Annotated in this window: 15 protein-coding genes; 1 reads left to right on the top strand and 14 read right to left on the bottom strand. The window is 64.4% G+C overall.

The genetic code is table 11. From position 1 onward, the window contains the following. Positions 1-73 precede the first annotated feature (73 nt). The 7 genes from CH285_RS12775 to CH285_RS12745 form a co-directional block, all read right to left on the bottom strand. The gene (locus CH285_RS12775) at positions 74-688 is read right to left on the bottom strand and encodes a hypothetical protein (RefSeq protein ID WP_094642650.1); all 615 of its coding nucleotides are present in this window, start codon (positions 686-688) and stop codon (positions 74-76) included. A 250-nt stretch (positions 689-938) separates the two neighbouring features. Further along, entirely contained in the window at positions 939-1406 is a 468-nt protein-coding gene (locus CH285_RS12770; protein WP_094642649.1) for a DUF4913 domain-containing protein, read from the bottom strand. Then, entirely contained in the window at positions 1403-3307 is a 1905-nt protein-coding gene (locus CH285_RS12765; RefSeq protein WP_094642648.1) for a type IV secretory system conjugative DNA transfer family protein, read from the bottom strand. Before CH285_RS12765 ends, CH285_RS12770 begins: the two co-directional genes overlap by 4 nt. Beyond that, on the bottom strand, positions 3301-3963 hold the full coding sequence (locus CH285_RS12760; protein ID WP_094642647.1) for a TraI DNA relaxase: 663 nt from the start codon (positions 3961-3963) through the stop codon (positions 3301-3303). Before CH285_RS12760 ends, CH285_RS12765 begins: the two co-directional genes overlap by 7 nt. 349 nt (positions 3964-4312) lie before the next feature. Next, on the bottom strand, positions 4313-5686 hold the full coding sequence (locus CH285_RS12755; protein ID WP_094642646.1) for a 5-methylcytosine restriction system specificity protein McrC: 1374 nt from the start codon (positions 5684-5686) through the stop codon (positions 4313-4315). Continuing rightward, positions 5683-7539 (bottom strand): McrB family protein, encoded by a 1857-nt coding sequence (locus CH285_RS12750; RefSeq protein ID WP_094642645.1) that lies wholly within the window; start codon positions 7537-7539, stop codon positions 5683-5685. Before CH285_RS12750 ends, CH285_RS12755 begins: the two co-directional genes overlap by 4 nt. Positions 7540-7651: 112 nt before the next feature. Further along, complete coding sequence (locus CH285_RS12745; RefSeq protein ID WP_032386858.1) at positions 7652-8488, bottom strand: MT-A70 family methyltransferase; 837 nt, start codon at positions 8486-8488, stop codon at positions 7652-7654. Between the two features lie 224 nt (positions 8489-8712). On the opposite strand from CH285_RS12745, the gene CH285_RS12740 reads away from it, so the two are divergent. Next, complete coding sequence (locus CH285_RS12740; protein ID WP_094660334.1) at positions 8713-9081, top strand: hypothetical protein; 369 nt, start codon at positions 8713-8715, stop codon at positions 9079-9081. A 38-nt stretch (positions 9082-9119) separates the two neighbouring features. Here the strand turns inward: CH285_RS12740 and CH285_RS12735 are convergent, their stop codons facing one another. The 7 genes from CH285_RS12735 to CH285_RS12710 form a co-directional block, all read right to left on the bottom strand. Further along, positions 9120-11507: a DNA topoisomerase III gene (locus CH285_RS12735; protein WP_094642643.1), complete on the bottom strand. Its 2388-nt coding sequence runs from the start codon at positions 11505-11507 to the stop codon at positions 9120-9122. A gap of 70 nt (positions 11508-11577) precedes the next feature. Continuing rightward, on the bottom strand, positions 11578-12150 hold the full coding sequence (locus tag CH285_RS12730) for a hypothetical protein (RefSeq protein WP_255032421.1): 573 nt from the start codon (positions 12148-12150) through the stop codon (positions 11578-11580). Then, the gene (locus CH285_RS27925) at positions 12147-12293 is read right to left on the bottom strand and encodes a hypothetical protein (RefSeq protein ID WP_176458605.1); all 147 of its coding nucleotides are present in this window, start codon (positions 12291-12293) and stop codon (positions 12147-12149) included. Before CH285_RS27925 ends, CH285_RS12730 begins: the two co-directional genes overlap by 4 nt. 73 nt (positions 12294-12366) lie before the next feature. Then, entirely contained in the window at positions 12367-12765 is a 399-nt protein-coding gene (locus CH285_RS12725) for a hypothetical protein (protein WP_094642642.1), read from the bottom strand. A 36-nt stretch (positions 12766-12801) separates the two neighbouring features. After that, a complete protein-coding gene (locus CH285_RS12720) occupies positions 12802-14421 on the bottom strand; it encodes a M23 family metallopeptidase (protein WP_094642641.1) in 1620 nt (539 codons plus the stop codon). Then, positions 14418-14756: a hypothetical protein gene (locus CH285_RS12715; RefSeq protein ID WP_032386863.1), complete on the bottom strand. Its 339-nt coding sequence runs from the start codon at positions 14754-14756 to the stop codon at positions 14418-14420. The genes CH285_RS12720 and CH285_RS12715 overlap by 4 nt, the downstream gene beginning before the upstream one ends. After that, complete coding sequence (locus tag CH285_RS12710) at positions 14756-16627, bottom strand: ATP/GTP-binding protein (RefSeq protein WP_094642640.1); 1872 nt, start codon at positions 16625-16627, stop codon at positions 14756-14758. The genes CH285_RS12715 and CH285_RS12710 overlap by 1 nt, the downstream gene beginning before the upstream one ends. Between the last annotated feature and the right edge of the window lie 34 nt (positions 16628-16661).

The following is a 16661-nucleotide window of genomic DNA, read 5'->3' as shown; positions in this document are numbered from 1 at the left end:
GGGTCGATCGGTGCGGCCCCGTCCGCGTCGAACGCGAACAGGTCCAGTTGGGCGTCGGATTCGCTGCGGCGGTTTACTTTCCGCTTGCCGCGTGCTCGGCCACCCTCTCGTCGAGCAGGCTCGTGAACGACGGAAACAGCGGGTGGCTCTGCGACGTCGGGTAGGGCAGGTCGTCCTCGATCCTCGCCTGCAGCAGATGCATCGCGTAGTACCGGAACTGCACCGGCTTGTCTTTCCACAGTGCGTCCGTCAGCCACAACGTCGACTGGATCGGATCCGCGCAGTTCAGCGGGTTGCGCCACCGTTCCGGATCGCTCCGGTGCACCTGGATCCGTGCCCGATCCCGTTCTGCTTCCGCTTCCGGGCTCTCCTGATCCGGTGGGTAGGCCTCCATCTCCACCGGGAGCTGGTTGTAGATCTCCTCGTTGATCACGAAGTCCGTCGCCTGCGCCCACGCCTGGTTGATCAAGCCCACCTGCTCCATGAACGGGGCCGGCTCCCCGTTCTCCCGCAGATACCTCTCCAGGACCTGGCTCTGCATGTGGACTTTCATGTTGTCGATCCGCTCCGCGATCCGCTCGCTCTCCCGCTCGAGGAACTCCTGCTGATCGTCCGGGTTCAACTCCGGCGGCAGCCCCTGGTGCTCGAGATACAGCTTCATTATTTCTTGCGTTATCGGGTCGATCATGGGTGTCACTGTCCTCTGTCTCGGCGAACAAATCGAGCTGGAAATCGTCGGAATCTCTGGCCATGGTGGGTGCGCTCCTAGAGTCGGGCGAGACGGGCGTATGCGACCCGCACCTGCTGTGGTGGGAGGCGGTCGCTACCGTCGTCGTCGGTCGGAGACGCACTCTCCGGCCACATCGGCCCTGGTGGGTCTAGCCACCCACCAGGGCCTTTCGGCTACTTCGGTCAGGGGTTGTGTCAGGTTTTCGCGGTCAGACGCCCAAGTCGTCGAACCATCCGGGCGGTGCAGCGACGAACTCGTTGCGCAGCGCCGGGGTGTTCTGATGGGAATCGCGGCTGCACCGGTACATCGGGCCGTGTTCGGCGTCGAGCATCGTGCGCAACTGTGGGTCGGCGTGATGGACCCACCACCCCGACATCGCCGCCCCGTCGTCATCGGCGGCCGTCGCGGACTCCCATGCGGTCCACAACGAGTGCAGCCGCACCACGACTTCGGGGTGCTCCCACCAACTCGGGCAGAACACCTGGTTCTTGCCGGGCGAGGACGACAGTTTGCGGGACACGATCGCCGAGAACCACGCATCGAACCAAGCGTCGAACGTGGGAAATCGTCGGGGTTTTTCCTTGTCGGTCGAGGGGATCTCGTCGTGTCCGGTCTCGTCGAATGTCGTCTTGTCGAATTCGGTCTCGTCGAAACTGGTCTCGTCGTATTCGGTCATCGGTACGGCTCCTCGTCGCTGATGGCCGTGACTGTCTCTGCGGTCGGGGCTGCGGTTCGCTCGATCTGGATCCGGTCCTTTTCGGGGATGCCGTAGCGGGCGAACGAGGAGTTGATGCCGTTGGCGTTCGGTCCGTCGGACCAGTACACCTTCACCACCAACACCGGCCGGTTGCCGGAGATCAAGACCAGTGCACGGGTTTTCGGGATCGCTCCGAGGTCGTCGACGGTCAGGATCGGCTCTTTCGACCAGGACTGTGACTTCGAGGACGAGCCGCTGTCGAACATGCCGCCACTGCGGGAGTTGGACCAGCGTTCGACGTCGTGGTCACCGACGAGCGCGGACAGCTCGGACAGGGTGGTCTTGTCCTTGAGTCCGCCGCCGTACCAGAGGAAGTTCGCGGCATCGAGGAGCTGCTTGACTCCGTCTTGGCCCCACACCTTCTGGGCCTGGGAGAGGTTCTGCACGATTGTCATCACGCAGATCCCTTGCGAGCCGAGGTGGGAGTACCACGCCGGGAGTTCGGGGAGGCGGCAGACGTTCGCGGCCTCGTCGAGGATGCACAGCATCGGTACCTGTAGCCGGCCGCGCGGGCTGCGGCGTGCGACGCGCTGGGCGGCGTCGATGATCGACCCGATCAGCGCGGTGGTCAGCGCCGAGGAGGAATCAGGGCCTTCCTTCGACAGCGCGTAGAGGGTGTCACGGCTGGTGACGAACTTCTCGACGACGAACTCTGTCATCGCGTGCGGATATCTCACTCCGGCACCGATCGTGGTGTCGGGAGTGTCCTCGACCCCGAGGTCGGCTCGGTTCGGTGGCAGGATCGACATCGCGTACGACTTCTCTTCCAGCAGGCCGATGAACCGGCGAGCCATGTCGTACAGACCATCTCGCTGGCGCGGGTTGAGATCGCTCGTCGATTTCAGGCGCATCGCGACGATGGCGTGCCCGTGCTCCAGCAGCAGCTTCTGGGGGAGCTCGTTCGCCTCGTCGGACAGCCAACCGTAGACGTGCAGCAGATCTCCGCCGCCGCACGCGGACGCGAACATCATCTGCGCGAGCAGTTCCTGCGCGCCGCCGTCGAAGTAGGCATCGACTTTGGCCGAATCATCGCGCGAGGCGGCAGCGAAGTACGAGGCGAGCTTGCGGGCGGCGACGATGGTGTCGATTCCGCGCAGCGGATTCCACCAGAACCCGTCGCCCGTGGTGAGCGGCCCTTCGGCGATCCCCTGCAGGTCGTATCGCCACACCGTGCCGACCTCCTCGCGGACACCGCGAGTGAAATCGTGGCCGTCGCGCTTGTTGGAGGTGAACAGCGCCGCGCCGGGCGCGGTGCACAGTGCGTCGATCGCCAACGCAGCAGTCTTGCCCATACGAGGACCGGCGAGGGCGAACAGCATGTCCTCCCACGACATGAACACCTTCTGATTGCCCTGGACGGTTCGGCCGACGACGACTCCGATGTCGGAGTCGTCGAGGGTGTCCAACTCGGCAAGATCGGATCGCAGCGACTTCGCGCGTTCGCGTGCCTGCTTGCCGGTCACCCCGGTCAGCTTCGATGTCGGTCCCATCAGGCGGGCCTTGGCGTCGACATCGTTCTTCTTGCCGCTGCCCGTTGCGCGGGCCGCGGTGACGACGCCGGTGAGACCGGAGACGATGATCACCGCGATCACGAAGATCCATGTCGACACGCTCGGCCACGTCAGCGTCCCGCCGGCGACCGAGAACAGTGCCCCGAACGGGTTGACGGGGATATCTTCACCGGTGTCGACGAATACGTGCCCGAGCCATAGTGAGCCGTAGCCGAGCGCGATCAACACGATCACCACCGAGACGGCGATCAGCGGGAACATCGACGACGATGTCCCGGCCCCTTTGGAGGTCGGCTTCTTGGTCACCATGCGTCCACACCAGCCCCGGTGGCCGTGTCGACACCGCGGTCGATCTCGATGACGTTCGCGACTCGGTCGGTGATGTCGATGACCGAGTCCGAGGGGCGGTTCTGCCGTGGTGTCTCGAGCATCAGATCGGCCAGACGGATCGGTTCGACGTCCGCAGCGGTGGAGGACACATCGAGGGTGCGTTCGGCGATGTCGTCGAAGTCGAGGCCATCGAGCTCGGCGGGCAACTCGAGGACGTCGAGCGACAGACCCGGGCGCAGTACCGCGTCGTCGATGCCGTTGTCGATCAACCGTTCCCGCCATGCATCCTCGTGCACAGCCGTGCGGTCGAACGTGGCGTCCGCCCACTCCTGCTGCACCGGGTCGGTGAAGGTCTGCGCTGCGATCAGCTCGTGTGCGACACCGGTCGCGGCGAGAAATGCCGTAGCCCGCGCCAGCGAGAGGTCGGAATCGAGCAGACCGAACGCGCGACTGTCACTGCGCGGTTCGTAGGAGTGCGAGCGTGCGCGAATTTCTTCGCGCCGGGTGTGTGCCCGGTCGGGGAGACTGCGGCGGCGTGCGGCAGCCAGGGCGGCGCGGCGACCGCGTTCGTAGGCGGCGGCAGCGATCTGTGAGCGGCGCTGCAACTCGGCGGTCGAGACGGTGCGAGTGGTCATCGACGGTCGCCACCGTCGACATGGGGCGGGACTGGAAAATGGCTCGGCGAGAGCGGATGAGGAATCGACATGGAGGGCCTTCACTGGGAGCGTCGGCCAGCCGACAGCATGAGGACACCGGCAACCGAAAGTGGTGCGGTGCAGCGCTGTTGCTGGATGGACGCTCGACCGTGACCCTCATCGACGGTCGAACAGGTCAACCTTAACCCATTGCTGCCACTGTGCAAGAGGTCTTGTGCGACGGTGTGCTGTCACACTTGAAGGTAAACGTGGGCGTACCGGGCGAATCCATCAGATTGGCGGCCGTGTCGGCGATGTACATGGACTGCGCTCTTGGTCCCGATGTCGGTCAGGTATGCAGTGCGTCGAGGTTCGCTTCGTGGGGTACGGCGACCAGTTCGCGCAGCACGTCGTGGAACGCGCCGATGTTGTCGCCTGCTCTGGGGCCGATATCGATGAAAACGAGGTAGATGGCCTCGCCGAACCCGTGTATCTGGAGGGGGCGTGGAAGGCTGTGTCCAGGTTCGAGGCAGACCGGATAGAGCAGCCCTGAGAGCGCGCCCTTCCACCGGTCGTGTTTGCGGTAAGCAACCGCCTGATAGACGTCAGCGCGACTGACCTTGATTTTCAACTTGTTCGGCAGTTCGAGCGACTCGCCATCTTCGGACGACTGAGAACTTCCTTGGGACAGGGCTTGTTTGTATTTGGTGTCGAGCAGGACGTGAGCTCCGTTGGTCATAGATTTGATGACCAAGTCGGGATCGACAGGGCTGGAACGTAATTTGACGCCGTTGTTGTCGTAGATGGTGGCTCGCGGAGGTGCTGTTGTGTCGAGGGCTATATCCGGAAACGATGAGATCAGGCCGCGTACAGACTCTTGAAAAAGAGTGGGCATATGCCACATGAACGATTGGGTTTCCGTGTCTCCATGATGGTCGGTCAAGAATTTGTGCGCGAGTAGCTCCTGCGTCGCGCGGAGGATCGGACCGTAGTGGCGTTGAGGCCCGCGCGTCGACACATTTCGGATGTCTGCGGGTGTGAGATTGATGTCGGAAACCTGCGCGAATTTGGGAAGTGTGGCCGCGACTTGCTTCATGACGGCCCTGCTGGCAGCTGGGACGGGAAGTATATGGCTGAGGGCTGCGATGTACCTCAGACCGGCCTTGAGTATTCGATTGTTCGCGGTGTCTTGCGTTCGTTCGATTGTTCTGCAGGGAACGGTGTTGGGCTCCCCGACGGCCAGGTGACCTTTGACGTACTGACCTACCAAGACTTTGCCCTTGATCTTGCCGGTGAACGTCTGGTCTCGGCGTCTGTAGTCTCGCCGAAGCCATCTCGACGCGAATTGACTTATCGATCGGGCGTGCCACATCAGTAGGCACGCTGTCGGGTCGTCCCGCACGGCGTCCACTAGGGGAGAATCGAAATCGAAAATCCGCAGTGGTTCATGGCGTTGGCCGAAGGCGTAGTCAGCTAGAAAGAAGACATCTGCGCCACGCAGTTTGGCGGTGACGTTCAGGGTCACGTCATGGTTTTGGCTGATGGAACGGATGACGCCGGTGCTGTCACCCGCAGTCAACGTCCACGCGTCGTCTCCTGGCGCGCGTTGTACCTTGCAGTCGGCTGCCTTCCAGAAGGCGGTCGAGATTGAGCCGGCCAGTTCCGAGCCGATCGTCGTGGATTGCCGCTCCTGGACGATGATGGGGAGGCTTGCGGTAATCACGGGTCGGTGGGCTCGACGGTTGCGATATCTTGACTGTCGGTGCCACTGGCCGCACTCGCTTCCGCCGCAGTTGCGGCCGCTGGCTCGTCCTCGAGGGATGACGTAGTGGCCGATGGAATATCGGTCAGGTGCTGGGCCAGTTTCGAGACCTGATCTGGCTGGGATACGGCGGCAGAGATGCCCAAGCGTTGCCGAAGGTCGACCAGGGCGGTTGGGTCGAGTTCGCCTTCCATTTCGTACTCTTTGAGCAGGGGCAACACCTCGTAGACATAGCGTGAAGCGAGCACGTGTATCGCCGTGTCGGTCCCGTCCCGTGAGGCGAGGAAGTAGGACGGGCCGACCTTGAGTCCTGTCGGGGCGTCGGCCAATGCTGTTCGGGTGAGGTTCGCCAAGTACAGGGCTGCGGATCGGGTGGCTTCCCCGTCGTATGGGTAAGAGTGGAGCGCTGCGTCGGTGGCGGCGATGTCGAGAAAGACGAAGCGGCGTCGGAGTGCGTAGTCGATCACGGCGATGCTGCGATCGGCAGTGTTCATCGTCCCGATGATGGATACGTTCTGAGGCACCGTGATCGACGCATCTCCATCAATGGAGTAGGGGGTCGATACTGCTTCGTCTCGATACTCCAGTGCGTAGAGCAGCTCGCCGAAGATGTTGGGGATGTCACCGCGGTTGATCTCGTCGAGAACCAGAACCAGCTCGGCGGGGTGGTTGATGCGTTGGAGTTCGACGCCCACTGCCGCGATCAGGCTGAAGATTCGGTGTTTCGGAGTGAAGGTCACTCCGTTTGCATGGGGCTCGGCGACCAATGCTCGTACGAAGTCCGTGTAGTCGTAGCCGGGGTGAAACTGGACGATGTCCCAGACTGCGGTAAGCCCGCGTCGCGTGATCTCGGTCGTGATAGCAGCGATGGTGCGCTCGTTCTCGGGTAGAGCGTCAATGATCGCCTGCAGCCGGCTCTCTTCGGGCCGGCCGGCGGTGGCCCAGGCGATGTACTGCCGGGCGACGTATGTCTTTCCGGCCCCCGGTGGTCCTTGGAGGACGACCTGGCGCTTCCGTCGTAGCTGCGTCGCCAGCTCCTTCAAACCAGCCGGGATATCTTCGCGGGTGGTTCGAGGCCGCTGGGGCTCGTCGACCTGTGTCACCGCGTTGATGAATTCGGATCGAGAGAGGCCGAGCCACCGATTGGCCCCGATCGCGAGGGCCAAATCGATTTCTCCACCGGGCACGGCCTCGACTCGTTGGGGCAGAAGTCGTTGCTGCACAAGGGTTACGAGTGACTTTGCAGCGCCGCGCGTCGGTAACATCTGTTCGATGCCGACAATCGAACCGCCGCGCTTCTCGGGGACGATGATCAGGCATCGCTCGAGAAGGCTCAGTATATTGGTGACCGACTTGTCGTCTTTGGGGAAGTCGATGGTCCCGGTGGCTTCTGCGTGGAGCGTAAGGCGTCTCTGCAACTCTGTCCGGTCGACCGCAGTGGCATCGAATCGACCGCTCGAATCGGTGAGTATGGAACGGGTGATCTCGTCCAGGCGGGTATCGGCGAGGTTCAGGGCGGCCCAGAACAGTACGTACTGACAGTCGGCAGATTCCCGCGCAGCTCGAAGCAATTCGTTGTCGACGGCGAGCTGGTCACCCGGAGTGGCGCGTGGTGTCGTCAGCGGTGGGTCGTAGTCCAGCAAATCGTTCCACAACGGGCCAGGGACGGAGCCCTCGGGGACGGAGTCCAACAATGCTTGTACCTGCAGTGCGGTGGACGTTCCGGGTTCGACCTGCGCCAACCGCTGCATCGTTGCTTCAGGGGCGGTGAACTTCGTGAACGAGATCTTGCCGACCGTCGGTACTGGACTCACCGCCGTCAGTGTGCCAGGTGAGCCGTCGGATCACGTAACGCTCGTCTCACGCGGGGACGTGGATGCTGGCCATCGGACACGCACCGTCTACGGGACAGTATGGCTCCTGGCGTCACAACTCGATGTGTTTACCCTGCTCGCGCAGAGGACCCGTCATCTTGAGGAGAGTCCGCACTCGTTGTATCGAATAGTCGGTTTGAGCTGTGAGGTCGCGAATGCTCGCGCCGGCTTCGTACTCCTTGCGGAGCTTCTTGGCTGCGAGCTCGCGTTCCTCGCCCACGAGCCGCTGGTGCTTGCGCACCGGCGTCACAATCTCGCCCCCGGAGTACCCCTTGTGGACCTGCCCTCGTGGAGTGGCGCTCTCTTCCGACTCGTCACCCCAAGCCGTCCATCCTGGTTGAGGGTGGCGGGCGAACATCTCCAAGTACGGCCCCGGTGAGCATGATTCGATGAAGTCGTACTGCTCGTCGGGCTTGCGGGAGTGCTCTCGCTTTCTGGTTTCGATCATGTTGACCTGGCTACGAGCCGGGGCCAAAGTCCGCATGGAGCCTTTGACCCCGAACAGGATCAACTCGGTGACATTGCGAAAGTAGAATCCGACGCCACGGCCGTCGGGGCCGCCGTCTTTGCGGCGCTTGGCCCAGACGACATTGCTCACGTACCGAAAACCCCATGCTTCGAGTACCTGCATACCCTCAGGGAGAAGGGCGTTCGGTACCCACAGGTACAGATGCGCATCCTTGGCGGCGACGTCCGCCACCGGCAGGGCCTTGATGCCGGCCAGGTCCATGGTCGAGTAACGGTCTAAGCGGCGATGCTCCGGAGCAACCTTGCCGGTGCGATTCGTGAATCGCCAAGGGGGGTCGGCCAAGATCGTCTTGAATCCACCGTCTGCCTCGGGCAGCGGCGGCGGAGCGAGCTCAGGACGAAGTGGTTCGGCGGCGGTCATGCAATGGACCCTAACAATTAGATCTGACAAGAGATCTAATTGGGTTCGGCGTGGCGCGCCATCATGCCGAACTAGCTGCATCTGAGGTGCGTCCTCAACACTCCGAGGTGTGTCCTGGACAACTCGGAGCGGCGTCACGGCGCGAGGACGTCTGTTGCGTTCAGTGAGGCCAACTTGTACAGAGACTCCCTGTTTCGTCGGTATCCAGCTCTACAGTGTGGCGTGTGAGCGGGAACGCGGACGTCGACGTGGCCACGGTGCCCGCATGTGTGCTCGATGACCTCGCCGAGGTTCTGATTGACAGGTTCGATCAGCTACTCGATCGGGTGACCGAGAGGGCTGTGGGTGCGCCAACACCGGGATCGGCTGCGTGGGAGTCGGAGTGGAGCGTCCGAGACACGGAGATCGGACGTGCCCGCATGGCCGAACGCCTCCGTGTGCGAGAGGAGTTGGCGCGCCGCGCGTTCGCCGGACTCGACATAGCCGGGAGCGTTGGACCGGCTACGCAGACTCGGCACTCCTCCCCGGTCCGACCCCGTCGGACGAAGGCCGCACGTGGCCGCGTCGACGAGGCGCAGCTGGCTTTCTTCTGAACCTGCCGCTCGATCCGCTGCCGCCTTGCTGCACTGGTTCACCTGCGTACGGTGGGTTTCTTCCTGGCTACGGGTACTTTTCGGTCCTCGAATTTCAGTTTGAACCCGAAGGTCTTGCTGCCCTGGTAGGTACCTGCGGCCAGTGCGCCCCGGGCCCGGTACGACTTACCTGTCTTGCTTGTGGCGTCGAATTCGATGGTCTCCCCGGCCAGTAGCTTCTCGAGTTCCTGCTCGGTGAAGTCCTTGCCCGACCAGTGGTCGTTGGCACCCCATCCGCGGCCTTTGAACGTGACCGACTTGCCTTTCCACACTCCGCTGACCAGGTCTGTGCGAGGTGGACGTTCCTCGAACTGCGGGTTGAAGCTCACGTGTGGGTACTGCTTGCCGTCTTTCTCCCTCACGCCTGGTTCGAGCTTTCCCGTGCAGGTGAACGTCTTTCCCGACTTCGCGCTCGTCGCGACGATCTCGATGACCTGTCCGGTGAGCAGTGCCGCTACTTCGGTGTCGGTGAACCGGTGGCCACCGAAGACCCGCTTGGCGCGGGTCACGACCGTGCCAGCGTGGGTGAAGTGCAGCTCCGGTGGCAGCTCGATCATCTCTACCGCTTCTCGGGTCACCCTGGCCTTGCCCATCCGTGCCGTGAGCTCGCCGGACAGCGTGCTCGCATTCGCCTTCATCGTCTCGAGGTCGCGGCGCACCAGATCCGCCACGAGGGACAGATAGTCGGCTGCCTCACCGGTTCCGGCCTCGATCCGCGCCATCTGCTCGAAGACCTGCTCGGTGATCGTCAGATCCCCGATGTGTGTACCCGGCAAGATCCGATGGTTGAGTTCACCGATCGCGCTGAGGGTGATCTTGCCGCGTGTCTCGACCATCAAGGCCTTGCCGGCCGAGTTGTTCGTGACCTCGGCATAGGTGCTCGTCCGGGTCGCACCGGTACCTACGCTCCGCTTCTCGAGCTGTTTCATCAGCCATCCCATCGTCGGATGCGGCGGCCGCGGCGGGAAGCCTTCGTGGACGAAGGGGTCCGCGACGGTACCGAGCGCGGTGACTCCTTCCGGCTGGTCGCCGGTCTGCTGGTCCTCCTCGTCGACGACGAACACACCTTTCCATCCGAGTACTGCGGGCACATTCAGCGTGCCGACGAAGCTCGGGTATTTCTCGACGTGCCCGCGGTGCTGGTCGTACTCGTAATCGGGGGCGAGCATCGTCAGGTAGTTCTTGGCGAGGAGCTCGTAGATCTCTTTGCCCAGCTCGCCGTAGGCCTTCTCCACTGCCGCGAGGCTCGGCGGCACGTTGGGCCCTGGACGGTTGGCACCGTGCGCGCCACCGGCCTTGACGTGGCTCGTACGGGGGCCGCGATGGCTGAGCGCCGCCGGATCCACGCCCACCACACCGGCGATCGCGTCGACCGATGGAAGCAGCTCGTTGAACTGCTCGATCGAGATGAACTTGTCCTCGGTGCGCGGGTAGGACACCACCTGCGCCTCGTACATCTTCTGATAGGTGTCGAGAACGTTCTTCGCCCCAAAACCTTTCTTAGACAAAAGAGACGACAGTCCGGCCAGGTCCATCAGTTTCGGCGGTCCCGTTTTCTTGCGTGTGGTCCCGTCGTGGACGACCGGTGACGACTGAAGGCCGCCGGGAACATCGTTCTCGTTCTCGAATCGATCGACGTCGGGGTCGGTGTACGTCACGCCGTTCTCGTCCCGAAACCGGTTCTCGTAGAACGCCTTTTTGACGTATCCGTGGTGCGCGTCGAGCCCGTCACCGACGATCACGACCATCGCGGACTTGAGCCGCCCGTTACGCAGTACCGTGCTCGCCCCGGTTGTCTTGGTCGCAACTCTGGTGAACTGCATCGAGAGCATGTCCCACTTCGACCGGAAGTCGGCTTTGCGGTAGTCGCCCTCGGCAGCGATCGCCGTGACCGGCCGACGGGCTGTGAATGCCTTACGCAGCGATGCCGGTGTCTCGTCCAGGAACTCCATGCGTTCGAGCTTCTTGTTCTCGAGGCCCAGGTACTCCACGATCTCCCAGCCCAGCAGTGAGCCTTCACCGGTCGGATCGAGATCGGCTGCATTGCAGATGCTCTCGCAGCCCGAGAGGGTCGTCTTCAGCTCGAGGAGCAGGCTTTTGGCGTCCGGATCGGTGACCAGCTTGCCGCCGGACACCCGGCGCCGGATTTCTCGCTCCCAGCGGAAGTCGTCGGCGTTCCACGGGAGATGTTCGAGCTCCCAGCTCTTGTACTTGTCGGTGAGAGGCGCGGGCACCATTGCGGAAGGGTCTTTCAACTCCAGCAGGTGGCCGCGAGCGTGGACGATGACGTACTCCGTGCCTGCGAACGTGCCACTCATACCGCCCAGTGCGGCGGCGAAGTTGCGAGCTGCGGAGGGCTTTTCGGTGAGGATTCCGACTTTTCCCATGACATCGACCCTTCTTCTCTGCGGTGCGTGCGGCGTGTGGCCAGCGAGGGTGTTGCCGGTGGCCGGTCGGCTAGCGGCCTGCGCTGACGAGGCGGTAGTTCGCGACTTTCCAGCCGTCGTCGGTGCGTTCGAGGTCGACGGCTCCGGTGTAACTGGTGAACGGGGTGATCTCACCGCTGCGGTGTTGGACGACGCGGTCGATGACGACAGCTACGGTGGCCTGGTTGTCACCGTCCATCTCGGCGGCTGTGCCGTCGGCGTAGACGCTGGTGTCCGGTCGAGCGACGGCGGTGACGACGTCTCCGCTGCGTGCCCATGCCGACCACTCCGGGATCGGCTGCGGCGCTGGATCGGGTGGCGTGGCGGCGGCGGTGGCCATCGATCCGGTCACGTTGTCGCGTTGGGCGTGCAGGGCATCCCACGGTGAATCCTGCACTGCCGGTTGCCAGGTGAACACACCGGACATCACCGACGTCGCGACGCCGACCGGGTCTGTGGCCGACGGGTCGATGGCGATCCCGGCGTCCGTGCCCGGTGGTGGCGGTGTGTCCGAACCACGGAACACGAACACGACCAGAGCGGCAATGGAGACCACTCCGACGAGACCGAGACACGCGAACACGATGCCTGCTCTTCGGCTCATCTCGTGGTCTCCTGCGAGTCGAGGTCGTTCGCTGATTCAGCGTCGGTGTCGCAGATCTGGCCCAGCGCAGCGGCTTTGGCGATGACTTCGAGCCAATCGACGATCGGTGCGTCTGCCTGGCGGTTGTGCAGGATCTGTGCCATGTCTGTGCTCCTTGGTCTGTGATGGTGCCAGTGTCCTGGTGGCCACCGACAACAAATGTGGTTGTGTGCCGCGCTAGCCGACGGTGGGGACTCCTGCTGCGGCGACAACGCTGACCGTCCATATCGCCCACATGACGAGCGCGGTCGCCGCCACGTGGATGGCTTTGCGGAGCGCAGTGACAGTCCAGTTCTGCGCTCGCGCAGAGGCGTCGGCGACAGCGATGAGGCTGCCTATGGTCATCGCCGCGGTGACGGCAATGACGGCCCACCAACCGTGCGCGAGAACGTCGCTGGTCGCTGCGGCGCGGCCGCTGTCCTCGATCGTGGTGATCATCGACTCCAGGATCAGTCGGGCGACGGGAACAGCCCATACCGTCCATACGATGACCGAGGTCAGAACAAGGGCTGTCAGTGCTCGATGTCGGTCGTGGGACGTCAGGTGGTGGCTGGTGCGTGTCGGTGCGGTGCTCATGAGTGGGCCTTTCCGTCGAGCATTGGTCGGTGGCGGCTATCGGGCCAGGTCGTAGTCGGATGCGGTGGCGGTGATGGTGGTGACGTAGTTCTGGGTCTCCGAGTAGGGCGGGACGCCGCCGAACTGTTGGACCGCTCCGGGGCCGGCGTTGTATCCGGCGAGCATCAGCTCCACGGGATCGCCGGTGATAGAGCCGGATTCGATCCCCGGCCGCAGGGTGTCGGCGACCGAGCAGTTGTAGCGTCCCTGCGCCATGACGGCGTCGCCGATGTCGTTGGGATCGCCCTCCCCCGCAGCTCCGGTGACCACGCCCTGATCGTCGACGGGGAAACCGAACGACGCCCACGTTCCGGGGAGGAACTGCGCATACCCTTCGGCACCGGCCGGGCTGGTCAGACCGGGTGTGAAGCCGGATTCCTGTTTGAGCTGAGCGGCGAGGATCGCGGGTGAGAGCTCGCGGCACTGCGCGGACGACAGAGCGAGCCACGGCTCGAACTCGGGAGGGATCTGGCCGGCGGCGAGATCTCCGAGATCACCGAGGCCGGCACCGGGTGCGGTGGTGCAGTTCCCGGTCGCCTTCGGTGCGGATCCGCCGCCGCCGGGGACGGGCCCGTAGGTCTGGCCGGGTGCCGGTGTGCCGTGGCCGACGGTGGTGACGTGGACGTGGTCGAAGTGGTTCTGGGTCGGAGATCCCCTGTCCTCCATGGTGTTCGGTTCACCTTGGGAGGGGATGTATTCCTGTCGCCAGATCATGTATTCGATCTGGAGGTAGTCGCGGTTCGCCCATAGGTAGTCCTTGACCTGGTCGCCGAGCGCTTTGCCTTCCTCGGAGGACCAGTTGTCGATCATGATGTCCGCGGCCCGGCCGGAGGGGTGGTCGTCGAATCCCCCACCGTCGGCGCGCCACCCACCGATCGTGGTGATCTGCGGGAACTTCGCGTGGATGGCGCGGGCGACGCGGACGGTGTCGACCTGGAAGTGCTCTTCGGATCCGACGTCGGCGGGCAGCGCCGCCATTTCCGCTGTACTGCCGCCGGTCGGGGCGGGCGTCGACGGGGATGGCAGTGGGCTCTGGCCGGTCTGTCCGCTGCCGGGTTCGGCGGCGGCTTCGTAGAACGGCTGCGGGTCGATCGCGTTGTCGGGCGACCATGGGCCGGTGTGGTACTCGAAGTGCAGGTGCGCGCCGGTGGTGTCGCCGTTGTTGCCTTCGTCGGCGATGTGCTGACCGGCGGTGACACGTTCGCCTGGCGTGACCAGGACACCGCCCGGGAACATGTGCCCGTACACCGTGGAGACGGTCTGCCCGTCGATGTTGTGCTCGAGGACGATCCACATCCCGAACCCGTCGGCGGGTCCGGCTTGGGTGACGATGCCGTCGGCGTAGGCGTAGATCGGTGTACCGACGGGTCCGGCGAGGTCGATGCCCTTGTGCATCGTCCCCCACCGCGACCCGAACGGGCTCGTCAACTGCGCCTCGGAGGTTTTCATCGGTTTGGCGAACGACCCGGCCGGAACCCCGCCCGCGGCGGAGGAAATGCCTTTCCCGGGAATGCAGTTGGTGGGTATTTCTTCTCGGACCCCGGTGGTGACGAACAGGACCACGAACAGGGCCAGCGCGAGCACGACGGTCAGAGCGATCGCGCCGCCTTTTTTCACAACGCGGCCGCCGACATCGACTCCGCGCCGATCGATCGCGGGGCGTGGGCGGCCAAACGCTCGCTGAGGGAACGGTTCTCCGAACGCAGTCGCGTGATCTCCTCCTCGGCGGCACGAAGTCGTGCAGCCACCTCGTCCGCTGCGGGACGACGCGGCGAACCGTATTTGTCCTTGATCCACCGGGCCACGGTGTTCTCATGCGCCCCGATCGAGACAGCCAAGGCAGCAACGCATTCCGCGCGGGAGGCATAGTTGTGTCGAGATTTCTCGTATTCTTCGAGCGCCCACGCGCGGGTCTGCGCCGGGTATTCAGCGCGCGGGTATTCCGCGGTCATCACTGCGCTCCGACCAGTGCCGTGTCGTGCGCGTAGTGGGCGTCGTCGGTATCAGCGGCGTGGTGCTGGCCGCCGGCGAAGTACTCGGCGAAGCGGGCGTTGGTGTCGTGCACCCCGGTGTCGTATTCGACGTCGGTGAGCACCGTCTGGATGGGGATGCCGGGGGTGTTGTCCTTGGCGACCTTGATCAAGAACTTCCCGCGCCCGATCGGGTTGCGGACGGTGCGCCGTTCGGACCCGCGCAGCGCTGCCCCGCGCGACCAGGAGGTGACCATCCCGGCTTCGGCGTCGGTGAACTTCAGCTCCCCGGACAGGCGCTCGACCTCACCGATCGGCAGTCCCCCGCACACGACCATGCCGGCGCGGTCGATGAAGCCCTTCGCGGTCTTGATGTCGGCTTCGGTGGGCAGGGTTTCGAGGTCGCGGCCGGTGTGGGTGATCATCAGCAGCCCGGTCGCGTCGGTGCGGTTGAGGCGGGTGATCTCGTTGACGCGGGCGACCATGCCCGGTCCTGCGCCGATGACCTGCCACAGCTCGTCGAGGGCCATCAGGAACAGGCGTTGGCGGTCCAGGCCCGCGTCGGCGAGCAGGTGCGCCGCTTCCACGGTGCCGTAGGCGTCGGCCCAGCAGGAGAGCATGACGGCCGCTTTGAGGGTGGTGTCGCCGCGGTCGAGGGAAGAGACGTCGATGCAGATCATCGGTGCGTCGAGGTCGATCGGTTCGGTGGTGTGGTCGGCGAAGATGTCCCCGAGCGGGCCGGAGGTCAGTGCGCCGAGGGCTTGCATCAGCTCGGTGATTGCCTCGCGGTAGCCGTCGCGGTCGGTCTTGTAGGCAGCTTGAAGCATGTCCGCCGATCCGGCGTCGATGCGGGCGTAGAGGTCTTTGAGCAGCGGAGGGTGGGTGTAGGAGAATCCGCCGTCGGCGTACAGCTCGCGCAGCGCGATCCCGATCAGGGAGTTCTCGAAGGCCTTCACCGAGTGGGTGTCGTAGCGGATCAGCTCGACGAGGGCGCAGACGGCGTTGATCTGTCGGGTGGAGATGGTGATGGTGGCGACGTCGATCAGCTCGTCGAGCTCGGCGATCCGATCGGGGTCGGTTTCGGCTTTCCGGGCGGTGATCGCGCGGACGACGGCCTGCCCGAGGGCCCCGGCGGCAAGGGGGTTGAGGTGTCCGCCGCCGTGCCCGAGGGTGATGACCTGCCCGCCGAGCAGGTGGGTGAGCTTGACGTATTCGCCTTTGATGTCGCCGGCGACGATCGGTGTCTGTCCCCATCCGCAGGCCCCGAGGAGAATCTTGCGGATCAGTGTCGACTTGCCCAGGCCCGGCAGGGACAGGACGAACATCGACGGGTTGCCGATGAGCTTGTCGCGGAAGTACGCGAACGGATCGCACGAGACGGCGTTGCCGGTGATGGCGTGCTGACCGACGATGGTCCCGGCCGAGGGTGCGGCCGCGCCGATCGCCCACGGGTTCAGTCCGCACATCTGCACCGAGGTCGCTTCGTACTCGATCGGGGCCGGGACGGTCGACATCCGGCCACCACCGGCACCTTTGAGGCCGCGTGCGCTCGACGACAGTGCTGCGCGCCACCAGGGGTCTCCCGCTGCCTCGTGGACGGCTTGTTCGGCCCGTGGGTGGTCGTTGCGCCACCGGGTCAGCCCGAGGCCACGCCGGGACAGAGCGGAGGGCTCTTCGGCGTCGCCGGTGGCGATGAGGGCGGCGAGCTCGGCGTAGTCGGTGTCGCCGATGATCCACCGCACGAACGCCGACGGCTGCGGCGTTGACGTCTCGTACAGGTCGGGCTCGTCGGACCTCGTCTCGTCGTATCGCGGGTCGTAGTTCCTGCGCGGGCGGTCGTCGGTCGTCGTCATCGTGAGTGTCTCTTTTCTCGGGCAGGGTGGGCCG

Origin of the sequence: Rhodococcus sp. 05-2256-B1, assembly GCF_002258465.1 — a bacterium.
GTDB lineage: Bacteria > Actinomycetota > Actinomycetes > Mycobacteriales > Mycobacteriaceae > Rhodococcoides > Rhodococcoides fascians.
The sequence above is the reverse complement of the archived record's forward strand: the minus strand, read 5'-3'. Positions and strand labels throughout refer to the sequence as shown.